Origin of the sequence: Acetobacterium tundrae (assembly GCF_008086615.1) — a bacterium.
GTDB lineage: Bacteria > Bacillota > Clostridia > Eubacteriales > Eubacteriaceae > Acetobacterium > Acetobacterium tundrae.
In genome coordinates, this window is sequence record NZ_RXYB01000010.1 from 19,117 (window position 1) to 38,927 (window position 19,811).

17 protein-coding genes and 1 pseudogene are annotated in these 19,811 nt (G+C 38.8%); 1 reads left to right on the plus strand and 17 read right to left on the minus strand.

Annotation, left to right across the window (positions count from 1 at the left end; all coding sequences use genetic code 11):
• Positions 1-10: 10 nt before the first annotated feature.
• From smpB to FZC40_RS09355, 7 genes are all read right to left on the minus strand, one after another.
• On the minus strand, positions 11-469 hold the full coding sequence (gene smpB / locus FZC40_RS09325; protein WP_148566981.1) for an SsrA-binding protein SmpB: 459 nt from the start codon (positions 467-469) through the stop codon (positions 11-13).
• Between the two features lie 53 nt (positions 470-522).
• The gene (rnr, locus tag FZC40_RS09330; protein ID WP_148603619.1) at positions 523-2,775 is read right to left on the minus strand and encodes a ribonuclease R; all 2,253 of its coding nucleotides are present in this window, start codon (positions 2,773-2,775) and stop codon (positions 523-525) included.
• A gap of 16 nt (positions 2,776-2,791) precedes the next feature.
• Entirely contained in the window at positions 2,792-5,437 is a 2,646-nt protein-coding gene (mutS, locus tag FZC40_RS09335; RefSeq protein WP_148603621.1) for a DNA mismatch repair protein MutS, read from the minus strand.
• Entirely contained in the window at positions 5,391-6,809 is a 1,419-nt protein-coding gene (gene miaB / locus FZC40_RS09340; RefSeq protein ID WP_148603623.1) for a tRNA (N6-isopentenyl adenosine(37)-C2)-methylthiotransferase MiaB, read from the minus strand. Before miaB ends, mutS begins: the two co-directional genes overlap by 47 nt.
• 191 nt (positions 6,810-7,000) lie before the next feature.
• Positions 7,001-9,004 (minus strand): leucine-rich repeat protein, encoded by a 2,004-nt coding sequence (locus FZC40_RS09345; protein ID WP_148603625.1) that lies wholly within the window; start codon positions 9,002-9,004, stop codon positions 7,001-7,003.
• 163 nt (positions 9,005-9,167) lie between these two features.
• Entirely contained in the window at positions 9,168-9,389 is a 222-nt protein-coding gene (locus FZC40_RS09350; RefSeq protein ID WP_148603627.1) for a hypothetical protein, read from the minus strand.
• A gap of 179 nt (positions 9,390-9,568) precedes the next feature.
• A complete protein-coding gene (locus FZC40_RS09355) occupies positions 9,569-9,760 on the minus strand; it encodes a hypothetical protein (protein WP_148603630.1) in 192 nt (63 codons plus the stop codon).
• Positions 9,761-10,760: 1,000 nt separating this feature from the next.
• On the opposite strand from FZC40_RS09355, the gene FZC40_RS09360 reads away from it, so the two are divergent.
• Positions 10,761-11,876: a hypothetical protein gene (locus FZC40_RS09360; RefSeq protein WP_148603632.1), complete on the plus strand. Its 1,116-nt coding sequence runs from the start codon at positions 10,761-10,763 to the stop codon at positions 11,874-11,876.
• Positions 11,877-12,151: 275 nt separating this feature from the next.
• On the opposite strand, the pseudogene FZC40_RS09365 reads toward FZC40_RS09360, so the two are convergent.
• From FZC40_RS09365 to FZC40_RS09405, 10 genes and pseudogenes are all read right to left on the minus strand, one after another.
• Positions 12,152-12,902 (minus strand): annotated as a pseudogene (locus tag FZC40_RS09365) (DNA adenine methylase).
• Positions 12,903-12,955: 53 nt separating this feature from the next.
• Positions 12,956-14,308, minus strand: coding sequence for a GH25 family lysozyme (locus FZC40_RS09370; RefSeq protein ID WP_148603634.1), 1,353 nt, complete (start codon positions 14,306-14,308; stop codon positions 12,956-12,958).
• A gap of 1 nt (position 14,309) precedes the next feature.
• Complete coding sequence (locus FZC40_RS09375) at positions 14,310-14,828, minus strand: phage holin (protein WP_148603636.1); 519 nt, start codon at positions 14,826-14,828, stop codon at positions 14,310-14,312.
• Positions 14,821-15,099: a hypothetical protein gene (locus FZC40_RS09380; RefSeq protein ID WP_148603638.1), complete on the minus strand. Its 279-nt coding sequence runs from the start codon at positions 15,097-15,099 to the stop codon at positions 14,821-14,823. The genes FZC40_RS09375 and FZC40_RS09380 overlap by 8 nt, the downstream gene beginning before the upstream one ends.
• 38 nt (positions 15,100-15,137) lie before the next feature.
• A complete protein-coding gene (locus FZC40_RS17100; protein WP_186843822.1) occupies positions 15,138-15,287 on the minus strand; it encodes a hypothetical protein in 150 nt (49 codons plus the stop codon).
• The gene (locus FZC40_RS09385) at positions 15,287-15,643 is read right to left on the minus strand and encodes a hypothetical protein (RefSeq protein WP_148603640.1); all 357 of its coding nucleotides are present in this window, start codon (positions 15,641-15,643) and stop codon (positions 15,287-15,289) included. Before FZC40_RS09385 ends, FZC40_RS17100 begins: the two co-directional genes overlap by 1 nt.
• Positions 15,644-15,664: 21 nt before the next feature.
• Positions 15,665-17,737, minus strand: a complete 2,073-nt coding sequence (locus FZC40_RS09390) for a hypothetical protein (RefSeq protein WP_148603642.1) — start codon at positions 17,735-17,737, stop codon at positions 15,665-15,667.
• 3 nt (positions 17,738-17,740) lie between these two features.
• Positions 17,741-18,049, minus strand: a complete 309-nt coding sequence (locus tag FZC40_RS09395) for a hypothetical protein (protein ID WP_148603645.1) — start codon at positions 18,047-18,049, stop codon at positions 17,741-17,743.
• Between the two features lie 21 nt (positions 18,050-18,070).
• Complete coding sequence (locus tag FZC40_RS09400; protein WP_148603647.1) at positions 18,071-18,658, minus strand: putative phage tail protein; 588 nt, start codon at positions 18,656-18,658, stop codon at positions 18,071-18,073.
• Position 18,659: 1 nt separating this feature from the next.
• Entirely contained in the window at positions 18,660-19,811 is a 1,152-nt protein-coding gene (locus FZC40_RS09405; RefSeq protein ID WP_148603649.1) for a baseplate J/gp47 family protein, read from the minus strand.

Here is a 19,811-nt window from a genome sequence, read left to right on the forward strand (position 1 = left end):
AAATAATTAGCTAATCCTCATGTCTCATACTTTTTTGAATTCTTCGTTGAGAATCTCGGTCAGCAATGGCATGACGCTTATCATAAAGCTTCTTACCTTTTGCCAAAGCCAGTTCCATCTTAACATGATTATCTTTAAAATAGAGTGTGAGTGGTACCAGAGTGTATCCTTCTCGTTGCTTTAATCCGATTAATTTTCGAATCTGTTGTTTATGCATCAAGAGTTTTCGAGTACGCAACGGATCTTTATTATAGATGTTTCCCTGTTCATAAGGATCGATGTGCATTTGATACACATAAACTTCACCATTATAGATATCCGCAAAACTTTCCTTTAAGCTGACTTTTCCCTGCCGAATTGATTTAACTTCTGTACCGGAAAGAACCATGCCCACCTCATAAGTATCTTCAATGAGAAAATCATGACGTGCTTTTCTGTTTTTTGCAATAATCTTTATGCTTTCGCCCATGCGTAACTCCTCTGTTTCTTAGCTAGTGTATTATTATAGCACAATGATATTAATTAATCAACTATTTCAAAATCAATTTGCTTTAAATTAATATCAGCTTTTGCAACCATCACTTTGATATCCTGTCCTAAACGATAGATTTTACCTGAATGTTCTCCAATGTGATGGTGCATTTCAGGATCATAATTATAATAGTCATCCTTCATATCCTGAAGTTTTACCAAACCTTCGATGGTATTTTGAAGTTCTACAAACATACCAAAAGAAGTCACTCCACTGATCCGGCCTTCAAATATTTCGCCAATGTGCCTAGTCATGTATTCCGTCATCTTAAGCTTGGTTATTTCTCTTTCAATGGTTTCTGCACGTCGTTCGGTTTCTGAGGCATGCCCGGCTATATTTTCGATGTTTTTTTCTATATAGTCCACTGATTTTGGGTTTATTTTTCCAAGCAAAGATTTTGCCAGGTATCGATGAACAAAAAGATCCGGATAACGTCTGATCGGTGACGTGAAATGGGTGTAAAACTCTGCACCTAAGGCATAATGTCCGAGATTGTGACCTTCATAGACGGCCTGCTGCATGGTGCGAAGCATTAGCAACGTGATGACATGCTCTTCATTTTTACCTTTTATATCTTCCACCAATTTTTGAAAATCTTTTCCGGTCGGCATTTCTTCATCATTTACTCCAAGTTTGAAACCATACCGGTTGACAAATGTTCTAAAAGCCGTTATTTTCTCAGGTACGGGATTGGGATGATTCCTAAAAATAAAGGGAACCTCAATTTTCGAAACATGCTCGGCAATGGTTTCGTTGCAAACTAGCATGAATTCTTCAATGATTCGATGAGATACCAGCCGTTCATCGACTGTAATTTTTTCTGGGAAGCCATTTTTATCCAGCGTGATCTTCGCTTCAGGAAAATCAAAATTAATAGCGCCTCGACTGATACGACGTTTCACCCGCAGAATCTCATGTAATTCGTTCATCATGACAAGCTCGTCTTTAAACGGTTCCTGTATGTTTGGCTCTTCATTCTCTTCATCCAAAAGAGCTGCTACCTGACGGTAGGTCATCCGGGATTTTGAGCATATGACTGATTTAAAGATATCGTAATCTAAAACCTGTCCATTTTCATCAATTTCCATTTTGCAAGTAAAGGTCAGCCGATCTTTTTTGGGAACAAGGCTGCAGACATCATTTGAAAGTTTAAACGGCAGCATCGGAACGACGCGATCCACTACATACACGCTGGTACCGCGCTCCATAGCCGATACATCAATCGCATCCCCGAATCGAACGTAATGACTGACATCGGCTATATGCACGCCTAATATGAAATGCCCATTTTCATTTTTACTGATGGACACCGCGTCATCAAAATCTTTGGCATCGTCGCCATCAATGGTGAAGATGACTTCTTTTCTGAGATCTTCGCGCTTGGCAAGTTCAGTGTCATTAATTTCGTCAGACAACAGATTGGATTGTCTTTCAACTTCATGGGGAAAGTCCATGGGAATATCGTATTCCATTAATACTGAAAGGATATCAATCCCGGGTTCATCTTTATTTCCCAGGATTTCTACAATTTCTCCTTCCGGGCTTTTGCCATTGTCAGACCAGATAAGAATTTCGGTTACCACCTTATCTCCGGTTCTCGCCTTTTTCCCCCGTCTTTCGGGAATGAAGATATCTTTGCAGATACGATCATTATCGGGGATGACAAAACCAAAGCCTTTTCCTTTTTCGTAGCGGCCGATAATTTTTTTATGACCCCTCTCGATGATCTCAACGACTTTTCCTTCTGGTCTTTTTTCTCCGGGTTCAGAGATAATTTTCACGCAGACCTTATCCATATCCAGCGCGCCAAAAAGATTTTTTTCATGGATATAAATATCTTCTGAAAAAATGCTGTAATCTGGAATGACAAAACCGAAACCCCGCTGATTGCCTCTTAGAATACCAACAACTTTTTGGGAATCGTCGTCTTCATTTTCGTCGCTCCTGCCACGGCCTTTTTTATCGCTCCAACCTTTGTCTTTTGCAACTTCTTTTTTATCGCCCCAACCGCTGTCTTTTTTGACTTCTTTTTTATCGCCAAAGCTTTTTTCTTTTCCAAACCAGTTTCGGTCCTGTTCATTCTTGCTTTTGACTCCCGTCTCTTTTAAGACGTGAGTAAGCATTTGGCGTTCTTTCTTTTTATTGAGACCAATCACCGTTGATAATTCATCAAATGTCATTTGCTGATATTTTTTATCCTGCATCAATCGTTTCACGATTCGTTTTAATTCTTTGGTTTTCATTTTTTTTCCTATCACCTTATATTTTTTCCCGTAATTGATAAATCACATTCATGACTTCGATGGGACTCATTTCATCCATTTTCAAATCTCGCAGGGTACTTAATGCTGCTTCTTCATCATCCGTCATGCTTTTAGTCACATCGAAGAAATTCAGCTGGCTGCCCTTTCCGCCGCTTAACATGGGTGGTTCTGTCACTAACAATTCCTGTCGATAAGTATTTTCTCCTGATTCAAGATGTCCCAGAATTTCCTGGGCTCGTTGCGTCACTCTTGTTGGAAAACCCGCCAGTTTAGCAACCTCAATCCCATAACTCTGATCGGCCGGACCGGATATGATTTTTCTTAGAAAGATGACGCCATCCGGTGTTTCTTTAAGACGAATACTGAAATTTTTGATTCCCGGTTTTAAGGATTCCAGTTCGGTTAATTCGTGATAATGAGTTGCAAATAACGTCTTCGCGCCGATATTGTCTTCGTTGTGTAAAAATTCAACCACCGCCCAGGCAATGCTGATGCCATCAAAAGTTGAGGTTCCACGACCGATTTCATCTAAAATCACCAGACTTTTATCGGTCGCATTTTTTAATATATTGGCCACTTCAGTCATTTCCACCATAAAGGTGCTTTGCCCGCTAGCCAGGTCATCACTGGCGCCCACCCGGGTGAAGATACGGTCGACCACCCCGATGGTTGCGGCATCGGCCGGAACAAAAGACCCAATTTGTGCCATTAAGGTAATGATCGCCACCTGGCGAATAAAGGTGGACTTTCCCGCCATATTCGGACCGGTGATGATGAGCATGCGCTGGTCATCATTATTGAGGGTGCAGTCATTTCCAATGAAATGATCCGACCCAATCATTTCTTCAACCACTGGATGCCGACCGTTTTCAATGAAAATCGTCTTTTCATCAACGATTTTAGGACAGACATAATGATTTTGCTGGGCAACGGTTGCTAAGGAGTAGATTGCATCCAATTCAGCGACTTCCCGGGCTTTTTTCTGAATTCGAGGAATTTCCTTTAGCAGCTGCTCTCTGATTTTTTGAAATATCTCGGTCTCGCATCTGAGCAGTCCTTCTTGAGCACCAAGAATTTTATTTTCCATATCCTTCAGTTCTGGTGTAAAATAACGTTCAGCATTTGAAAGCGTCTGTTTTCTGATATATTCCTCTGGGACTTGAGACAGATTGCTTTTGGTTATTTCAATAAAATACCCAAAAATCCGATTATATTTCACTTTTAGATTTTTTATTCCGGTATTTTCTTTTTCACGGCATTCCAAATCTCTGATCCAGTCCTGACCTTTATCAGTGGCTTCCCGAAATTCGTCGATTTCCTGATGAAAGCCAGTTTTAATCACATGTCCGTCTTTTAACACCATCGGTGCATCATCATCAATGGCCTTATCAATATAGTCCCAGATATCTTCTAAAATATCTTCTTTATCAAAAAGCTGCTGCAGCTTTTCTGAATCAATGGTATCAATAAAGTCTTTAATTAGAGGCAACGCACCCAGAGACTGTTTAAGTGCCAACAAATCTTTGGGATTAATGCTTCCGAAAGAAAGCTTTCCGCAAAGACGCTCCAGATCATAGACTTTGGTCAGTATGGTTTTGAATTCCGGCAAACGGGGAGCATTATGGTAAAAAGCATCCACACAGCCCTGTCTTTCGAAAATGCCTTCGGTTTTAAGAAGGGGCGCTTCTACCCAGCGCCGCAGAGTTCGTCCGCCCATAGCGGTAACGGTTTTATCCAAAACGCCCAGCAGGCTTCCTCGTTTTTCAAGGGTTCGCAGGGTTTGTGTCAGCTCAAGATTGCGCCGAGTTGACAAATCAAGGACCATGTAATCTTTACTGTTGTAATATCGGATGGTTTTAATATGCGTTAAAGCGCGTTTTTGGGTTGCGTCAAGATAACCAAGCAACGCTCCGGCTGCTGCAACAGCATGATCTCGTCTTTCAAGATCTAAAGCACCTAATGCAAACACATCAAACTGTTCAATAATCCGCTTGCCGCCATTTCTGATGTTAAAGTATTTCTCCGGATAAAGACTGGCAAGAATGCCAAAATTGTTTTCAATAAGTCCCAATGCCTGGGGGTCTTTAAACAGCTCCGGGTTTAAAATTACTTCTGCCGGCAGGAGTCGACCAAGTTCGTCGGATAATTGCGCCATCCACTGCTCTTTGTTTTTCCCCTTCATTTCTGTTACAAAAAAATCACCGGTTGATACATCAAGACTGGCAACGCCTAAACAATTGTTGTCCAAATAAAGGGTCATGAGATAATTGTTCTTTTTTGATTCCAGGAGCTTTCCTTCAGAAATCGTTCCCGGCGAAATTACGCGTATGATTTCCCGTTTAACGATTCCCTTTGCTTCTTTGGGATCTTCCATTTGTTCGCAAATAGCTACTTTATAGCCTTTTTCGACCAACCGGGTAATGTAGGTTTGAGCGGCGTGATAAGGGACTCCACACATTGGCGCGCGTTCATCCAAGCCACAATCCCGGCCAGTTAATGCAATTTCCAATTCTCGAGAAGCTTTCAGTGCATCGTCAAAAAACATTTCATAGAAATCTCCCAGTCGAAAGAAAAGGAGTGCATCGGGGACCTCTTCATGAATTTTCAGGTACTGGATCATCATGGGGGTTAATTCTGCCATCGGTCTCCTCCTGTTCTGTTTTTTTGCCATCCAGACTAAAGGTTTTTGCATCCGTAATCTTTATCATGACTTGCTTTCCAATGTCCGATAAATCACCTTCGAAAATAACCAGTTTGCCGGTCCTGGTTCGTCCGGTCATACGATCCGGATTATTCCTGCTGGTCTCTTCTACCAATACTTCCACTACCCTATCCTGATAGTTCTGATTGATATCATGGCCGATCTGATGCAGCACTTCCAGGCAGCGATTGATGCGGTCATGCTTGATTTCTTCGGGGATCTGATTTTCCATGGTTGCTGCCGGCGTACCAGTGCGAATGGAATACAAAAAGGTAAAGGCTGAATCAAATTTGCAGGTCTTAATGACCTTTAAAGTTTCCTGGAAATCTTCTTCCGTCTCGCCGGGAAAGCCCACAATAATATCGGTTGTAATAGCCACATCGGGAATCCGATCTTTCATTTTCTGGACCCGATTGATAATATCTTCCTGGGTATATTTTCGGTTCATCGCCTTTAATATCTGAGTGCTTCCAGACTGAATCGGTAGATGAATATAATTGCATACTTTATCACAGTCGGCGATGGCGTCAATTACCGCATCCGTCAGATCTTTGGGATGGGAAGTCATAAACCTTATGCGTTTGAGATTTTCAATGGTATTCAGTTTTCTCAACAGATTGGCAAAGTTGACATCCTTTTCCAGGTCATTTCCATAGGAATTGACATTCTGACCTAAAAGCGTCACTTCCACACAGCCATCAGCGACTAAGGCCTGAACCTCGTCAAATATTTTACCCGGCTGTCGGCTGACCTCTCGCCCTCTTGTATAGGGTACAATGCAGTAGGTGCAGAAATTATTGCACCCGTTCATAATCGTTACAAATGCTTTAAATGGATAGCGACGATCCGTTGGAAGATCTTCAACAATAGCATCTGAATCTTCCCAAACCTCAATCATCCGTTGACCATTAACCAAAAAATTGTTGAGTAGTTCTGGAAACTGGTGAATATTGTGAGTGCCAAAAACCAAATCGACCTGAGGATAGGTTCGGACTATTTTTTTTACAATTTCAGGCTGCTGCATCATACAGCCACACACTGCTAGGATTAAGTCGGGATTCGTTTTTTTGACGGTTTTAATCGCACCAATATTTCCAAATACCCGATCATCCGCATTTTCTCGGATACTGCAAGTATTAAAAATGACCAATCCCACTTTATTTATGTCATTTTCTTCAACATACCCAAGAGCTTTTAACATCCCCGACAGCTTTTCTGAGTCATTCTCATTCATCGCGCATCCGAAAGTAACTATTTTAAAGGTGCGTGACGAATTTGTGATCGTTCTTTGCACTGATTTATTTTTGCTCATATCTATTCAAATTCTCCTAATTGACTAATAAAATTTCTATCTACTATTATATACTAAATAAATCAAATGTGAATGTTAATATTGAAACGTGTGTTATGAATTAAGGTTCGGGGCTCGCCCCGGCTTTTTCTTTTCACAAAAATAGGACCATATTATTAATACGGCCCCGTGATATCAAAATCAATCTACCATCAACTTGTTGGAACAGCTCTGAAGATTCGGTCCTCATAAAGACCAGCAGGTAAACGTGTTCCTGATGGATCATCTGCATATATAAATGAGCCTGATATCCCATTTGTATCATAATCGCCTGACAACCAAAATGGAGAAATAGCATCGTTAATATCCGTGCTATACTTTTTAAATATACTAAAGTGAAGATGATTATTGCCATCAGGAACATTGATATTTGAAATATAACCAATGACATCACCCTTGTTAACATACATGCCTTTTGTTATGCCGGATTTTAGTTGCAAATGTCCATACAAAGAATTCCATGTTTTAATAATGACGCCATTTTTTAAAACAAGTGGTTTATCATGACTAATTTGTACCAATCCACTCTCTGCAGTAGTCAATGTCCCACTGTCGATCGCCCTAATTTCCTGACCTTTGTCTGCATCCCATGAATCACTATTTGAACGATTAATATCTATTGCATAATATTGGCATTTATCATATGATATACTGCCGTTCTCGTGTGTTATCTTTTCATGATTTTGATAAGTTAATCCATACCAAGAGCCTAAGTTTTTATCAACTGGCAACACGGGACTACTTAAATTTTCCACTTTTGTATTTACCGACAGTGAAATATAACCCGTTGGCCCCGCCCCCGAAGAATTACTTGGTATAACTCCAACTAAATAATTTCCATCGGGTAATTTACCGATATCTTTAAAATTATCTGTTGTGATACTATCATAAACACGAGTGCCTAATATCAATTCACTATACGGCCATACTATAACCTGATACTGAGAAGCATTTGTCGCAGCCGTCCAATTTAATACCACATTTTCATTAGTGCTAAACAATGGTTTTGTTGCAGTGACCGTTGTTGACCCTGGTATTGGCAGTATGTTGACTGAAAAATAAACAGAACTGCTCGCTGGGCCTGCTCCAGCTGAATTGTATGGTGTCATTTGAACAAAATAACTGCCAACTGGCAATTTTCCGATATTTACTGAGTTACCTGTAACTGTATAGTTATACACCTGATCGGGCACTCCAGGTTGGCAAATCGCGTTAATGACTTTGATAGAATATTGTGTTGCATTTGTAGCTGTTGCCCAATTTATTACAACATCCTCATTTGAGTAAGTTGTAGGTTTAACCGATACTGTCATAGCACCAGGTAATGGAGCACTATCGATCGCTTCAAATGCTTGCCCATATTTTATCGCATAATCTTTAGCTGTTGAAGTACTATAACCAATAATTTTTGTGCTTGTTGGTATTGTTTCTCTAAAACCAAGGGGATCAATACTAATTACAGTCGTCGCTGAGCAAAATTTTAAAATTGATAGATTAGAATTACTACCAAAGCAGCCCCATCCTACAATAGTAACACTTTGAGGTACAGTTATATTTGTTAAGCCAGAACAACCCCAAAAAGCTTGAGCGCCGATTGTTTTAACGGTATCAGGTATGCTTGCATTTTTCAAATTTGTGCAACTATAAAAAGCTAAGTCTCCGATATCGGTGACTCCTTTTGGCACAACAAGATCACCAGCTAATTGATAACAACAATAAAAAGCGTTGATTCCAATGCTTTTAACGCTTTGTGGTATAATTATACTTTTTAAGCTGCCACATCCATAAAAGGTTTCATTGTCAATAAATGTTAGCCCCTCAGGTAAGTTGACACTTGTTAAAGAAGTACACTCCAAAAAAGCTCCATCACAGATCCTATTCACACTTTGAGGTATAGCTACACTATTAATTGATGTGCAACGCCAAAAAGCTTGAATTCCGATAGTTGTAACTGGAGCTCCACCTAACGTGCTAGGCACGGTCACCGATCCACCACCACCAGTATATTTCGTAATTTGCGACTCCCCGTTTGTAACAGTATACGTATAATCCCCCTCCTGCGCCGCATTTACTGGACTGTAGAAACATAAAAAAATCGCAATCATCATCAAACCAACCAACAGCAAATTTGGCTTACTCATTTTTAAAATGTTCACAAGTTTCTCCCTTTCATCTCTCCATCTTCTCACAGATAGATTTTATTTAATATTATAGTAACCGAATTCAGTGTTCACTTCAAGTAATTGTAGATATCTGCAATTTTTATGAAACAAAAACACCAATAAAAATAGAGCCACCCGAAGGTGGCCGATCGATTTTTTACAAAGGTTTTAAAAAGGATTGACTAGTCGTAATAAAATGCGGGATCCCCTCCCAGTAAATAACTGCATTTGGGTCTCCGTTAGTACTAGGCACAAATTGATAAACTTTAACTACCGATCCAGCAGGCACTTTTACTCTAGAACTAGTAATTTGACCTCTTGGATCAGATCCAAAGCTAAGTCTTTCAAATGATTGCGTCGTAACAGCTTCAAACATCATATTTTTTCTCCTTTCAAAGTATATAATATTGTTGTTTTTGTAAACTTTAAAATGCTCAATATAAAGATTATTTTAATTAAAGACGTCTTTGGATCAATAATAACAAACGATTTCATTTCTGTCAACGTGTGGCAACCTGTGTGCCACACGTTTCTCAAGAAATAAAAAAAGCCACCCCATCAGGAGCGGCTATGAATCAGACTATTTTCTCTCACCTCAAGTAACTCTTTCAGCTCTGCGATATCTTCCAGTGTCGCATCGTTTCGAATAAAGCTTCTTGCAGAACTTCTTTTTTTCAAATACCTAGACTTTTCTTTGTTCTTTTCTTCCCACTTTTGATTTGCGAGAGTCTGTTTACTTTTTTCTTCCATATTTTTCCTCCATCAATGACAGAATTATGCAAATTCCTGCTAATACGACGGCTAACAAAGTTAACCAATCGAATCCATTTTTTACAAGCAGTAATAGATTGATTAAGAAAACAACTACGATTGCCATATTTAAAGTTCTTTTCATTTTGCAGAATGTGAGGTATAATATTATAAGATTAAAGAGGGGCTTTCACCCCTCACACTTAGTGACCTATCAAACTTTTTATTGCCACGATGATGCTGATTATCATAGTTGCAACTTCAAGTATCTCCTTGAAGAGTTTGTAGGTCTTTTTCTTTACCCTCACATTTTCTCACCTCCTTTCTATGTTTTTATTATACTACATGTAGTATAATATGCCAACCTATTTATTCAAATAAATAAAAAAAAGAGCCACCCGAAGGTGGCGGTGAAATTTACTTGACGAATTTTCGGTCAAGATCATTATATTATTGTCTTATAAACGTCAATATCTGCATATGATTTAAAACCAATTGTAAATTCCCTGGGCACCATGATTAAGAGTCAGGTAAGAATGTCAGTGTAACTACATCTTGAAGTTATCGCGCCATTTTATCGCCACTTTTCTATGAATTATCAATGTTACACTTCGTTGGTATCGAACCTTTGACCTACTGAAATATCAAATTTTGTTTATAGTAATTTTGGAGTATTCACAAGTGCCTTTATTATGCGGTTTTAACTTAGTTTCACTTTTCTCCTTTCTCATTTTTCAAAAACAAGGGACAAATTTTATGTGAAGTTAGAAAAGTCAGGGAAATTCTAACTTAAATAAATATCTTCAGGATTTACTTCTATTATTCTTGGTTCATCTTTATATAGCACTTCATATCATGTATGTCTATAACATATTTTTTTAAATATCCAAAATGGAAATCGATCTGCAAAATTGTATTTTTCACTTGACTGAAACGCTTTTTTATGGTAATAATTTATTATTGGTTTTTAAATTTCCAGTATATTATGAGGTGATTTGTTATGAAAGTTTTTTATCCAATTAATGAATTTAATGAAGCGGGTTTTGTATCTTTACCATGCTTGACTTATCTTACAGATAAGATTGTTTTATGGAGTCCTATGACAACTTTTATAAATGAAAATGACAAAAAGACTATACTCAAATCAGAACATATTTTAGAATTAGTTGAAGATGGTATGATTCAAATTGCCCTTCGAGAAACAGCCTTTGATAAAAGTCTTAAAAATGATACCCCTTTTGAAAAAGAAAAATATACAAATTTCTACAAAGAGGTACGAAGCATTTGGGGTAAAAGCGGAGGAGATTCAAAGATATTGGTTTTCGGTGATGAAATTGGTTATAATTACGCCGACCAAACTCTTGAGAGTAACAATGAAGAAGACAAAATAATTGTTGGAAAAGCTAAAAAAATTATAAATTCGGTCAACTTGCCTATTGGTATAAAAGAAAAAATTGATCGAGAAGAAAAAAAGGGAATTGAAGCAGGTTTTAGTGCAGAAAAAATTGAACGTAATAAAATTCGTCAACTTTTAAGAGATTCTAAAAATAACTTTACTTCAATAAATGAGACTGGATCAGATACTATGGCTTTTTGGAATGATCAGATTCCTATTTTTAACGAATTATCACGTGTATCAATTGATAACTCAAAAGAAGTGTATGATAATTTTGATCCAAAAAAATTTGTTGAAATGTGCGAATATATGCAAGGTTTAGGAACAATTAAGAATTATGAAACTTATAGAAAAAGTTTAGAAAAAAGAGATTTAATAGATATAAAACACGAAATGTCTAATTTGTTTTCTTCAGACGTTTCTCCTGATGATTATATTTCTGATATGATTAATGGTTATCTAGATAACCGAAGAAACAATAATTATATGAAAATACAAACAATTTCCCGCGAGCTTCTTTATATTTTAAGTGTCAGCCTTTTATTATCTAATTTTGGGCAACAATTTCCTGTGGCATTTTTAATTGAAGAAACTATAAATAGAATTCTTCCAACCATAAACAAAATTACTTCAACTGAAGAAGATAAAGAATTAGCGAAACTAGGCAATTCAATTTCTAATTTTTTATTTTATGGAGGTAAAATCAGAAAACCCATATAAGATGCTTATTATCACTTTTTTCTCTAAAAGTGGAGATACTTTAGAGCTTTGGTGTCCAACCAAAGCTTATTTTCTTTTCGGAAGCTAAACTAGATCTAGACTTCACCAACTTGAAATATTGAATATGAACGTCTAAAAGGAAACATATGTTTTTTTGTATCCAGTTTTAATTCTCTTGTGAATTTGGTACTTTTGAATAGCGATCGATAATAGTACTTACCACCGCATATCAAAAAGCCACCACACCTATGGCTCTTTCATACAAGGTAATATTTTTAGTAATTTGTGATTATTAGTTCTTTGTATTCTTTATCTTTTCCATCATACCGCTCAAGGAGAGAATTTCTCCGGCTGACTTCAATCAGGTTGAATTCCTGGTACAATTCCCAGACAAAATCATCATTGTTATAACTCAGTATAAACTTTCCTTTGATTTCTTTCAAGCAATCTCTCAATCTTTCATGATCTGCATCACCAAAGCCGGTCTGATAATACTTCTCTGTCCCATGATAGGGTGGATCTAAATAAAACAAGGCATTCGGTCTGTCGTGAACCTTAATGATCCGCTCAAAATCTCTGTTTTCAATCACCACGCCATTCAGCCGATCGCTGATCTCGCTCAGATAGTCTGTACTTTTATTGAGGTTCTGTTCCTCCGTAGGTCTTTCTGTCGGCTCCATATGATGTTTTGATGATCATGAAATACCGCCCAGCACGTTGGATGTCGGTTAACCCACGCATATCAAGTTGAGATTTGAAATCGTCGAAAAACTCCCGGGAATTCAGAACTCCTGATATTTCTTTTTTTACTTCATCCGGGTGATACTTTACACATCGGAATAAGTTCACCAGTTGACCATCATAATCATTATAAATCTCCAGATCGGCATGCTTGTCTTTTGCAAAAAGCACCCATCCGGCACCTCCAAAGACCTCAATGTATCGATCAAAGTCTTTTGGAAACATTTCTATTATTGTTTTTCTTAATAGGCGTTTCCCGCCTATCCATGGTATAAAACTATTCATTTGTCCTCCTTGTAATATAAAATGTGGCCACCCGAAGGTGGCCTATGATTAAGTTATTTCTTTTCCAATTCTGTTTTTAGATCTGCAATGATTTTATCTTGCTGTGCATCTCGCTCTTCCTGCGAAATCACCGTGAAAGTATCTAGCCCTAGCCAAATACTCTTATCATTGACTCGGTTCCATCCGTAGACATGAACGTTGTATTTGCCACTTCCTTTATACCGATCTGGTATAAATATGTTATCAGAATATGAATTGTTAGATGGATCAAAGATTAATGGAGTGTTATTCCAAACTGGCTCTTCATCATCCTTCCAACATGCAACCCGAACTTCATCAATGCTCATTTCTGTGTATTGAATGTTATGGACATTAACTCTATTGGTAGCACTATCATTATCAACCACTATTTGCTTTTCAACTTTAACGTCAGCAGTAGCCTTCAAATCCGCATCCTGCACCGATATCTCAACTGCCCCTGCAAATGTTTGATTCCCCGCACCGTCATAAATATAAATATGATTCATATATGTATCCAACCATCTCCCATGCTGTTTTAAATCGACCGTAAACATCCACTGGTCCGGCGCACTATGTAGCATATCATACCACTGCAAATCGTCTTGACCGTTGCCCAATGTCCATACTGCAACCTTAACAGATTGTACGCCAGATCCGCCGTTATCCTGAACATTATGCAAATAAATATTATACTTATCGCCAAAACAAGGGTTGCAATCCGTAATTGGAATGTCTGATGTTGGCGCCTCTGTATCCACTGCAGCTGTTACTGGGTTTGCAACGCCCCACCAGTCTTTGAGTAGCCAGTTAACATCTACATTCCCGTCAATTCCCGCGACCGATCCGGCACTAGAATATTGCCAAATACCAAATATAACATCGGGGACGTCTGATGGATCTTGATACCCGGTGTTCTGGCCATACTGAGCCGCCCACGCGCGTTCCGAAAAGTAATCTTTAGATAAATAGCTATTCCACCAGCTTGTGGATGCATATACTTTCCCCTTAAACCCCATCGATTCGGCCTGATCAACAAATGCTTCTGCCACTTCTTCCGCAACATCGGAACGGCTGGAATCCTCCAAATCTATGGCAATAATAATATTTTCGCCGTAGACTCTTGTTGCCGCGATAATCCGGCTTGCTTCTTCTCGCGCTTCGTCCGCATTATCGGCACGGCTGAAGTGGTAAGTTAATAACTGCTTAAATCCTGAATTAATGGCATTAGTCATGTTGCTATCAAAATTCGAATCGATATACGATCCATCGCCATATCTAATCCCACAGAATGGTTCTCCTTCAGAGAGTAGATCTTGGTACATAGCGCCAAAATCTATACCCCCTTGCCATTCTGAAACATCTGTGCCTTTTCCTAACGCGCACATATTATTGCACCTGTTGTTCTATGGGAGCTGCAGTGATTACCGTGCCATTGGTTATTGTCGGTGATACAACGGTGTCCTGACTTTTTGGTATAACAACTGTCGTGGGTGATGCTTCTGTAGCAGTTGTTTTTTCAGTTTTAGCCGGTGTCAGTGTATTATCCTTGTTTTCAACCGCTGCTTCTTTTGCTTCTTTTGCTTCTTTTGCTTCTTCCGATTCTTTTGTTAATTGCTCTTTTATAATATCTTCAGCAGTCTGCGATAATGCTATTTTGGCTCTAGTAACGACTGAATCCTTGAAACCTAATGTGCCAAAATCAAAGAATTGCGATAATACAAACCAAGCAATCATTCCGAGAACGTATGGGCAAGCAATTGCCGCCCCTAACGTATCCGTTACTGCTTTCCATGTTGTCATGTCTGACCCTGATACTCCAAAATATGTTCCAATTATACCGAATACACCAAGTATAATCGTGATCCAGAATGCTGAATTTTGTACCTTTATCTTCCAATTAATCATTTCTTTTTTCCTCCCTATTAATCAAAGAAAAGCAAGTTTTCACCTGCTCTTCAAGTTTTACAATTTTCTGATCAATGACATTGAATCTACTGTCACTTTTATCAATCTTTTGAATCAAGCACTTCAAATCATCCAAAATGCTTTCCAGCTTCGTTTCTATAACCCCCAACCGCTCCGCATCCTTATTATCTGATCTTCTCCATTGTGAGAAGCCAAATAGAATGCTTACCCCTGCCGCAAGCATGCTGATAATCTCAACTGTCGAAAACATAAACCCCCTCCTTATTTTTTGTAATAAAAAAGCAGCCGTTAAGCTGCTGCCGTAACAATCAATTCTGCATGGCCGTTTTCGGTTAAGTAGGCATCTATGCCCGTTTTATAATTTGGCTTTGCAGTTACTACTTCTATGTACGTGTTATCGCCATTTATAATTCTTAGAGCAAAAAATTTAGCTATCATTAAACAGTACCTCCTAAAATAAATTCTGCTAGTGCATCAGATGTAGCTTTCTGATCTGCTTTTAGTTGTACATTTTCAGCCATTAAATTTGCAATTTTTTCAGCCTGAATCTGCGCTTCTGTTTTCGGGGTATCTACATATTCATAGTACGTTGTTTTTGTTAACGGATTGAAAAACAACTCCGAAGTTTTTCCATTATCCTCTGGTTCGGCTAGACTTTCCAATAATGCGCCGTGAGTTAACATTTGTTCTTCAGTTTCTCCCATTCCATCAATTTTATCAAACGGCATGTAATGGATAGTCCCAACTTTGTATTTTTCCGCATTAATTTTATCAAAATTCCCTATAAATATCATTGTTTGTATTCCTTCCTTCCTTTAATTGCTTAAATCTAAAGATTCTACCAGCTTAAATATCAAGTAACTGCCTTGATACAATATACCATATATTACATTACTTCCAGTTTTTACCTGAATATCTGTAACGCCATTAATTGCATTAATTACTCCATTCCAAGAAGTATAATTATTTATACCTACACATTCACCCGTTGAAGCATTCATTTTTACAATACATCCACCTTTCGAGGATACATACAAGTATGATCCAATTGTAAAAATTGTGGGTGGCCCACCTTGTGTAAATGCCGTTGGCAATGTTGTAGCCCATATTACATTATTTGATCCGGGTGAATATTTTTTAACTGTTATTGGGGCAATTCCATAAACACTAATCATATAGCCATCACCTGTTGTATCAAAATATTCAACTGTATTTGGTAAAATTAAGTCATAACCGCCAGTCAGCATATTTATTCGCATGGTGCTTATTCCGCTTCTAGTGGCATAAGCATAAATACTGTTTTTAGACATTACGCAATTATTGTATGCTCCAACGCCACCAAGGTTGGTTGAGCTTACTAAAGTGAATGCTGAATTATACTTCCACCACGATAAAGACTGACCATAAGATACTATTAAATAAAGATATGTACCATCTGTATACATTTCTTTGACCCAATAACTACCATTTATGGTAGTATATGTACCGCTCATATTTGATAAAACAACTCTTGCTAAATAATCTGTCCCACTACTATTCATGATTATATACATAACTTTATTTACATTGTCATACAGAGTCTTTGACTCATAGTTAGTCAACCCTTCGTTATAGCCACCAATAACGACCCCAGTGCTAAGTCTAACTTTATAGAAAAATCCCCCAGCAACAACATAAATTAGATCATTTGTTTCGTCTACAAAGGCGATTCTATAATAAGTTTGGTTCACTGGGGAACCCATAACAGGCTTTAAATATAGAGACCCTAAGCCAAGCCTATTCGCTGGTACTTTATCGCCTGTACCGTATTCCAATTTATTCCCAACAACGCCAAAAATATTAGTGTCTTTTCTTATATTACTAGGAATCAAATCCGCATCACCAAGAACTTTTCCATCTGTAGCAGCACCGTCGTAATATCCTTGTGCAATTGCTTGATCTATAGTTCCTGGTGTAATTATAATTCCTGCATTGACTTTGTTTGGCATCGTTCCCGTTATTTCGCCAGCGTCTACACTTGCCGTTTTGCCAGAGAGAAGGTCAGACGCTGCAGCATTACCGGAAGCTCCTTCACCCTGTAAGATAAAATTTGTACCATCGTACCTCAATGTGTAAATTCCCGCCGCTTTCAAGTTCGTTACATCGGCTCCGTTTGCTTTTTTAATTAGTTTTGCACCCAATCCGCACCAGTTTAATGTGCTGGCGGCGGTGCTGTCGAAGTTAAATTTTACACTGACCGCCATACCTGCCGACAATGCTGTGATCGTAGGTGCTGTGATTGCATAGGTATTTGCACTGCCTGTTGTAACGCCGGCATATGGCACTTGCAAGGTATAATCCGATTTGTGATCCGTGATCTGCTTTTGGAACTTTCCCAGAGCCGATATAACTGTATCAGTAGCGTCTATAACCGCGTTTGTCACTGTGCTTAAACCAGTTAATACCGTTGTTCGCACTGAGGCTGCAAAGTCTGAAATCGTACTCGACAACTGTTTACCACTGTGATTTTCTCTATCACGGTCAGCTGAATGAAAATGCAAAGTGGTATCAGTACCATCAATTAGATCAACGTGTTGTTCTGATGTGAGATGGATGTTGCTGTTACCGGTGTGACTAGCTAAATCTGTAGTATTTTTCTCAATAGCTTCTTTTTCATCTGATGTTATATGCACATCTGTATTTACGATGTGAGCATCCAATGTTTCATGAGCTGTTTCCACCCCAGCTTCTAATTTGTTGAAATTCTCCGCACTCATTGGCGTTCCCTGCTGGATTACTTCCCCTTGTACTTTTGTCAGATTGATGCTCCCATCGGCATTTTCTGTCTCAGTATAGCGATTATTATAGGTTGTTACGTGATCCTGCCACTGCGTTTTTGTATAAGCCATCCGTTACACCTCCTTTATTGGTATTTTAAATTTAAAAAACACACATGCCTGATTCGCAGCCTTCAAAACCGATTCAACTTTTGATGCTATAATAGCACCGTTACTATCATATAGAAATATTTCCGTGATCGTTTGATTTCCACTTGGCATACCGGAACATTCCAAAACAATTGTGATGGTATCATCAGCAACGCTTTTTGTTTGGATTGATGCCTTGTAGAGTGTCTCTCCAACTTTAAATTTTGCACTTGCTACATCGTTTGTGATCTTTGTACGGATGCCCGTCAGGTAAGTTGTATTAAAAATCGCCAATCGCTTTCACCTCTTCTTTCATCATGGTAATTCCCCGCATAAATACGCTCCACATTCTGGATAGCTATAGTAAAAATATTCTGTACTCCACCCGATGGCGATCGAGCCTTTGATTGTCATAAACAAATCAAAGTAAAGCTGGGATTTCTTGAATTCAATGATGCCTCTCCTTACTGCAGCCAGCTCTACCATAGTGTCACCTGAATAAATATTAACGTCAAATTTCCGGTAAGCTGTGTTTTCCTCAACTTCAATCTCACGCCCACAAATGTTTTTTGCTAAATACTCAATACTATATGGCGTCATCCGTGATCGGGTGATCATTTTCTTCAATAGCCGGGTTCGGCGTTCTTCTAAACTCAAACTACTGTTCACAGCTAAACCAAAATTAATTTCCCAATATTTTAATGCCCAAGTTGCTGTGAGCGGATTAATCTCAGTCCACAATTGGCCAACCCACTCATCCAGATCATCAAGTTGTTTGCCGATCGCATTTAAAATGCTTAACGCAACGGGACCATTACTATAAATCGGAGAAATATAATCAATTATCTTTTGAGCTTCTTTGCTGGTCAGTATGGCCTGTGTTTGTTCCGATGTGATTCTCATTTTATGTCACCACCGTGATGTCAGTTAAAGCGGTAACGGGGATTTCATCCGTAGAGATCGTCACATTGGCAGCGCTCCCATTTAATGTCAAGCCACTGTAATCTGCCACACCTTTGATGTCAATTAAAATACCCCCGATCTCATTGATTCGAGCCACGTTTTGTGCTGCCGCTGTTTTGTAGTAACTCAACAAAGCGGTATAAAGATCATTTTTAATATCATTAATTCCCCTGCTGTCTTCGGTGATCACGGTGACGTTGATGGTGATCGTCAGTGATTTTGCAGCGATCACGGACAAAATGTCATTGGTTCCTGCCAACCTGCTTGACCGATCATTTGGCGACATGATGTGATTATAAACTTGGGTACATAGGTCACTACTCCCCGGTTGACCATTACTATCCGTAAGAACCAGAGTAACTGTTTCAGATCCAGCCGTTGCCGGTATAACTTCGGCTCCGCCAACTCCTGTAACTTCCAGCGCCCAGCGTTTATAATCCGCGTCAGATCCGACAAATGAAATTCCTTGTTGCTGATCAAAGTCGAGTATTCGCTGGATCAAAGAATCATCACTTTCCCGGTCACTTCCTCCCTTGGTTTTACTGGCGTTGATCACTGAGGCAATTCCTTTTAATGATGTATTCAGCATGGTGATTGTTCCTGCCGCAACATTCCCAATGGCACCTGCAGAGTAAGCTTCTATATGTATATCCACTGTTTGTCCGGTTCCCGTCCCTGGGATAACGGCAGTTTCTGTTGTTTTAAACAAAACGCTTGATTTTCCATAGGTTGATTCTGTGTTAAAAATAAAACCGGAAGGTATAACAGTTCCAGCTTTTCCAGTTACAGTAACAGTTCCAGTTGCAAAAAGTGCTGCTTTTCGATTCATTCCGCGGATCGTCGCTTTCCAGTCCAGGTTGGCGCCATAGCTCCACATTGGAAACATGTTTTTTATTGCTTCAGTTAAGGTAAAGCCAACCATTCGAGCTTTTTCTTTTGCAGTTGGCCGGGTAAGATCCCAGAAGACGCTTCCCTCTGTCATATCCCTATTAGGATTCTGCTCTGCCATATCCGCCAGCATTTCTGTATGAATTTCATTCTCAGTCTGATTTTTCAAAAAATCAGGTGCTTCAAAATCGATAATTTCAGCCAA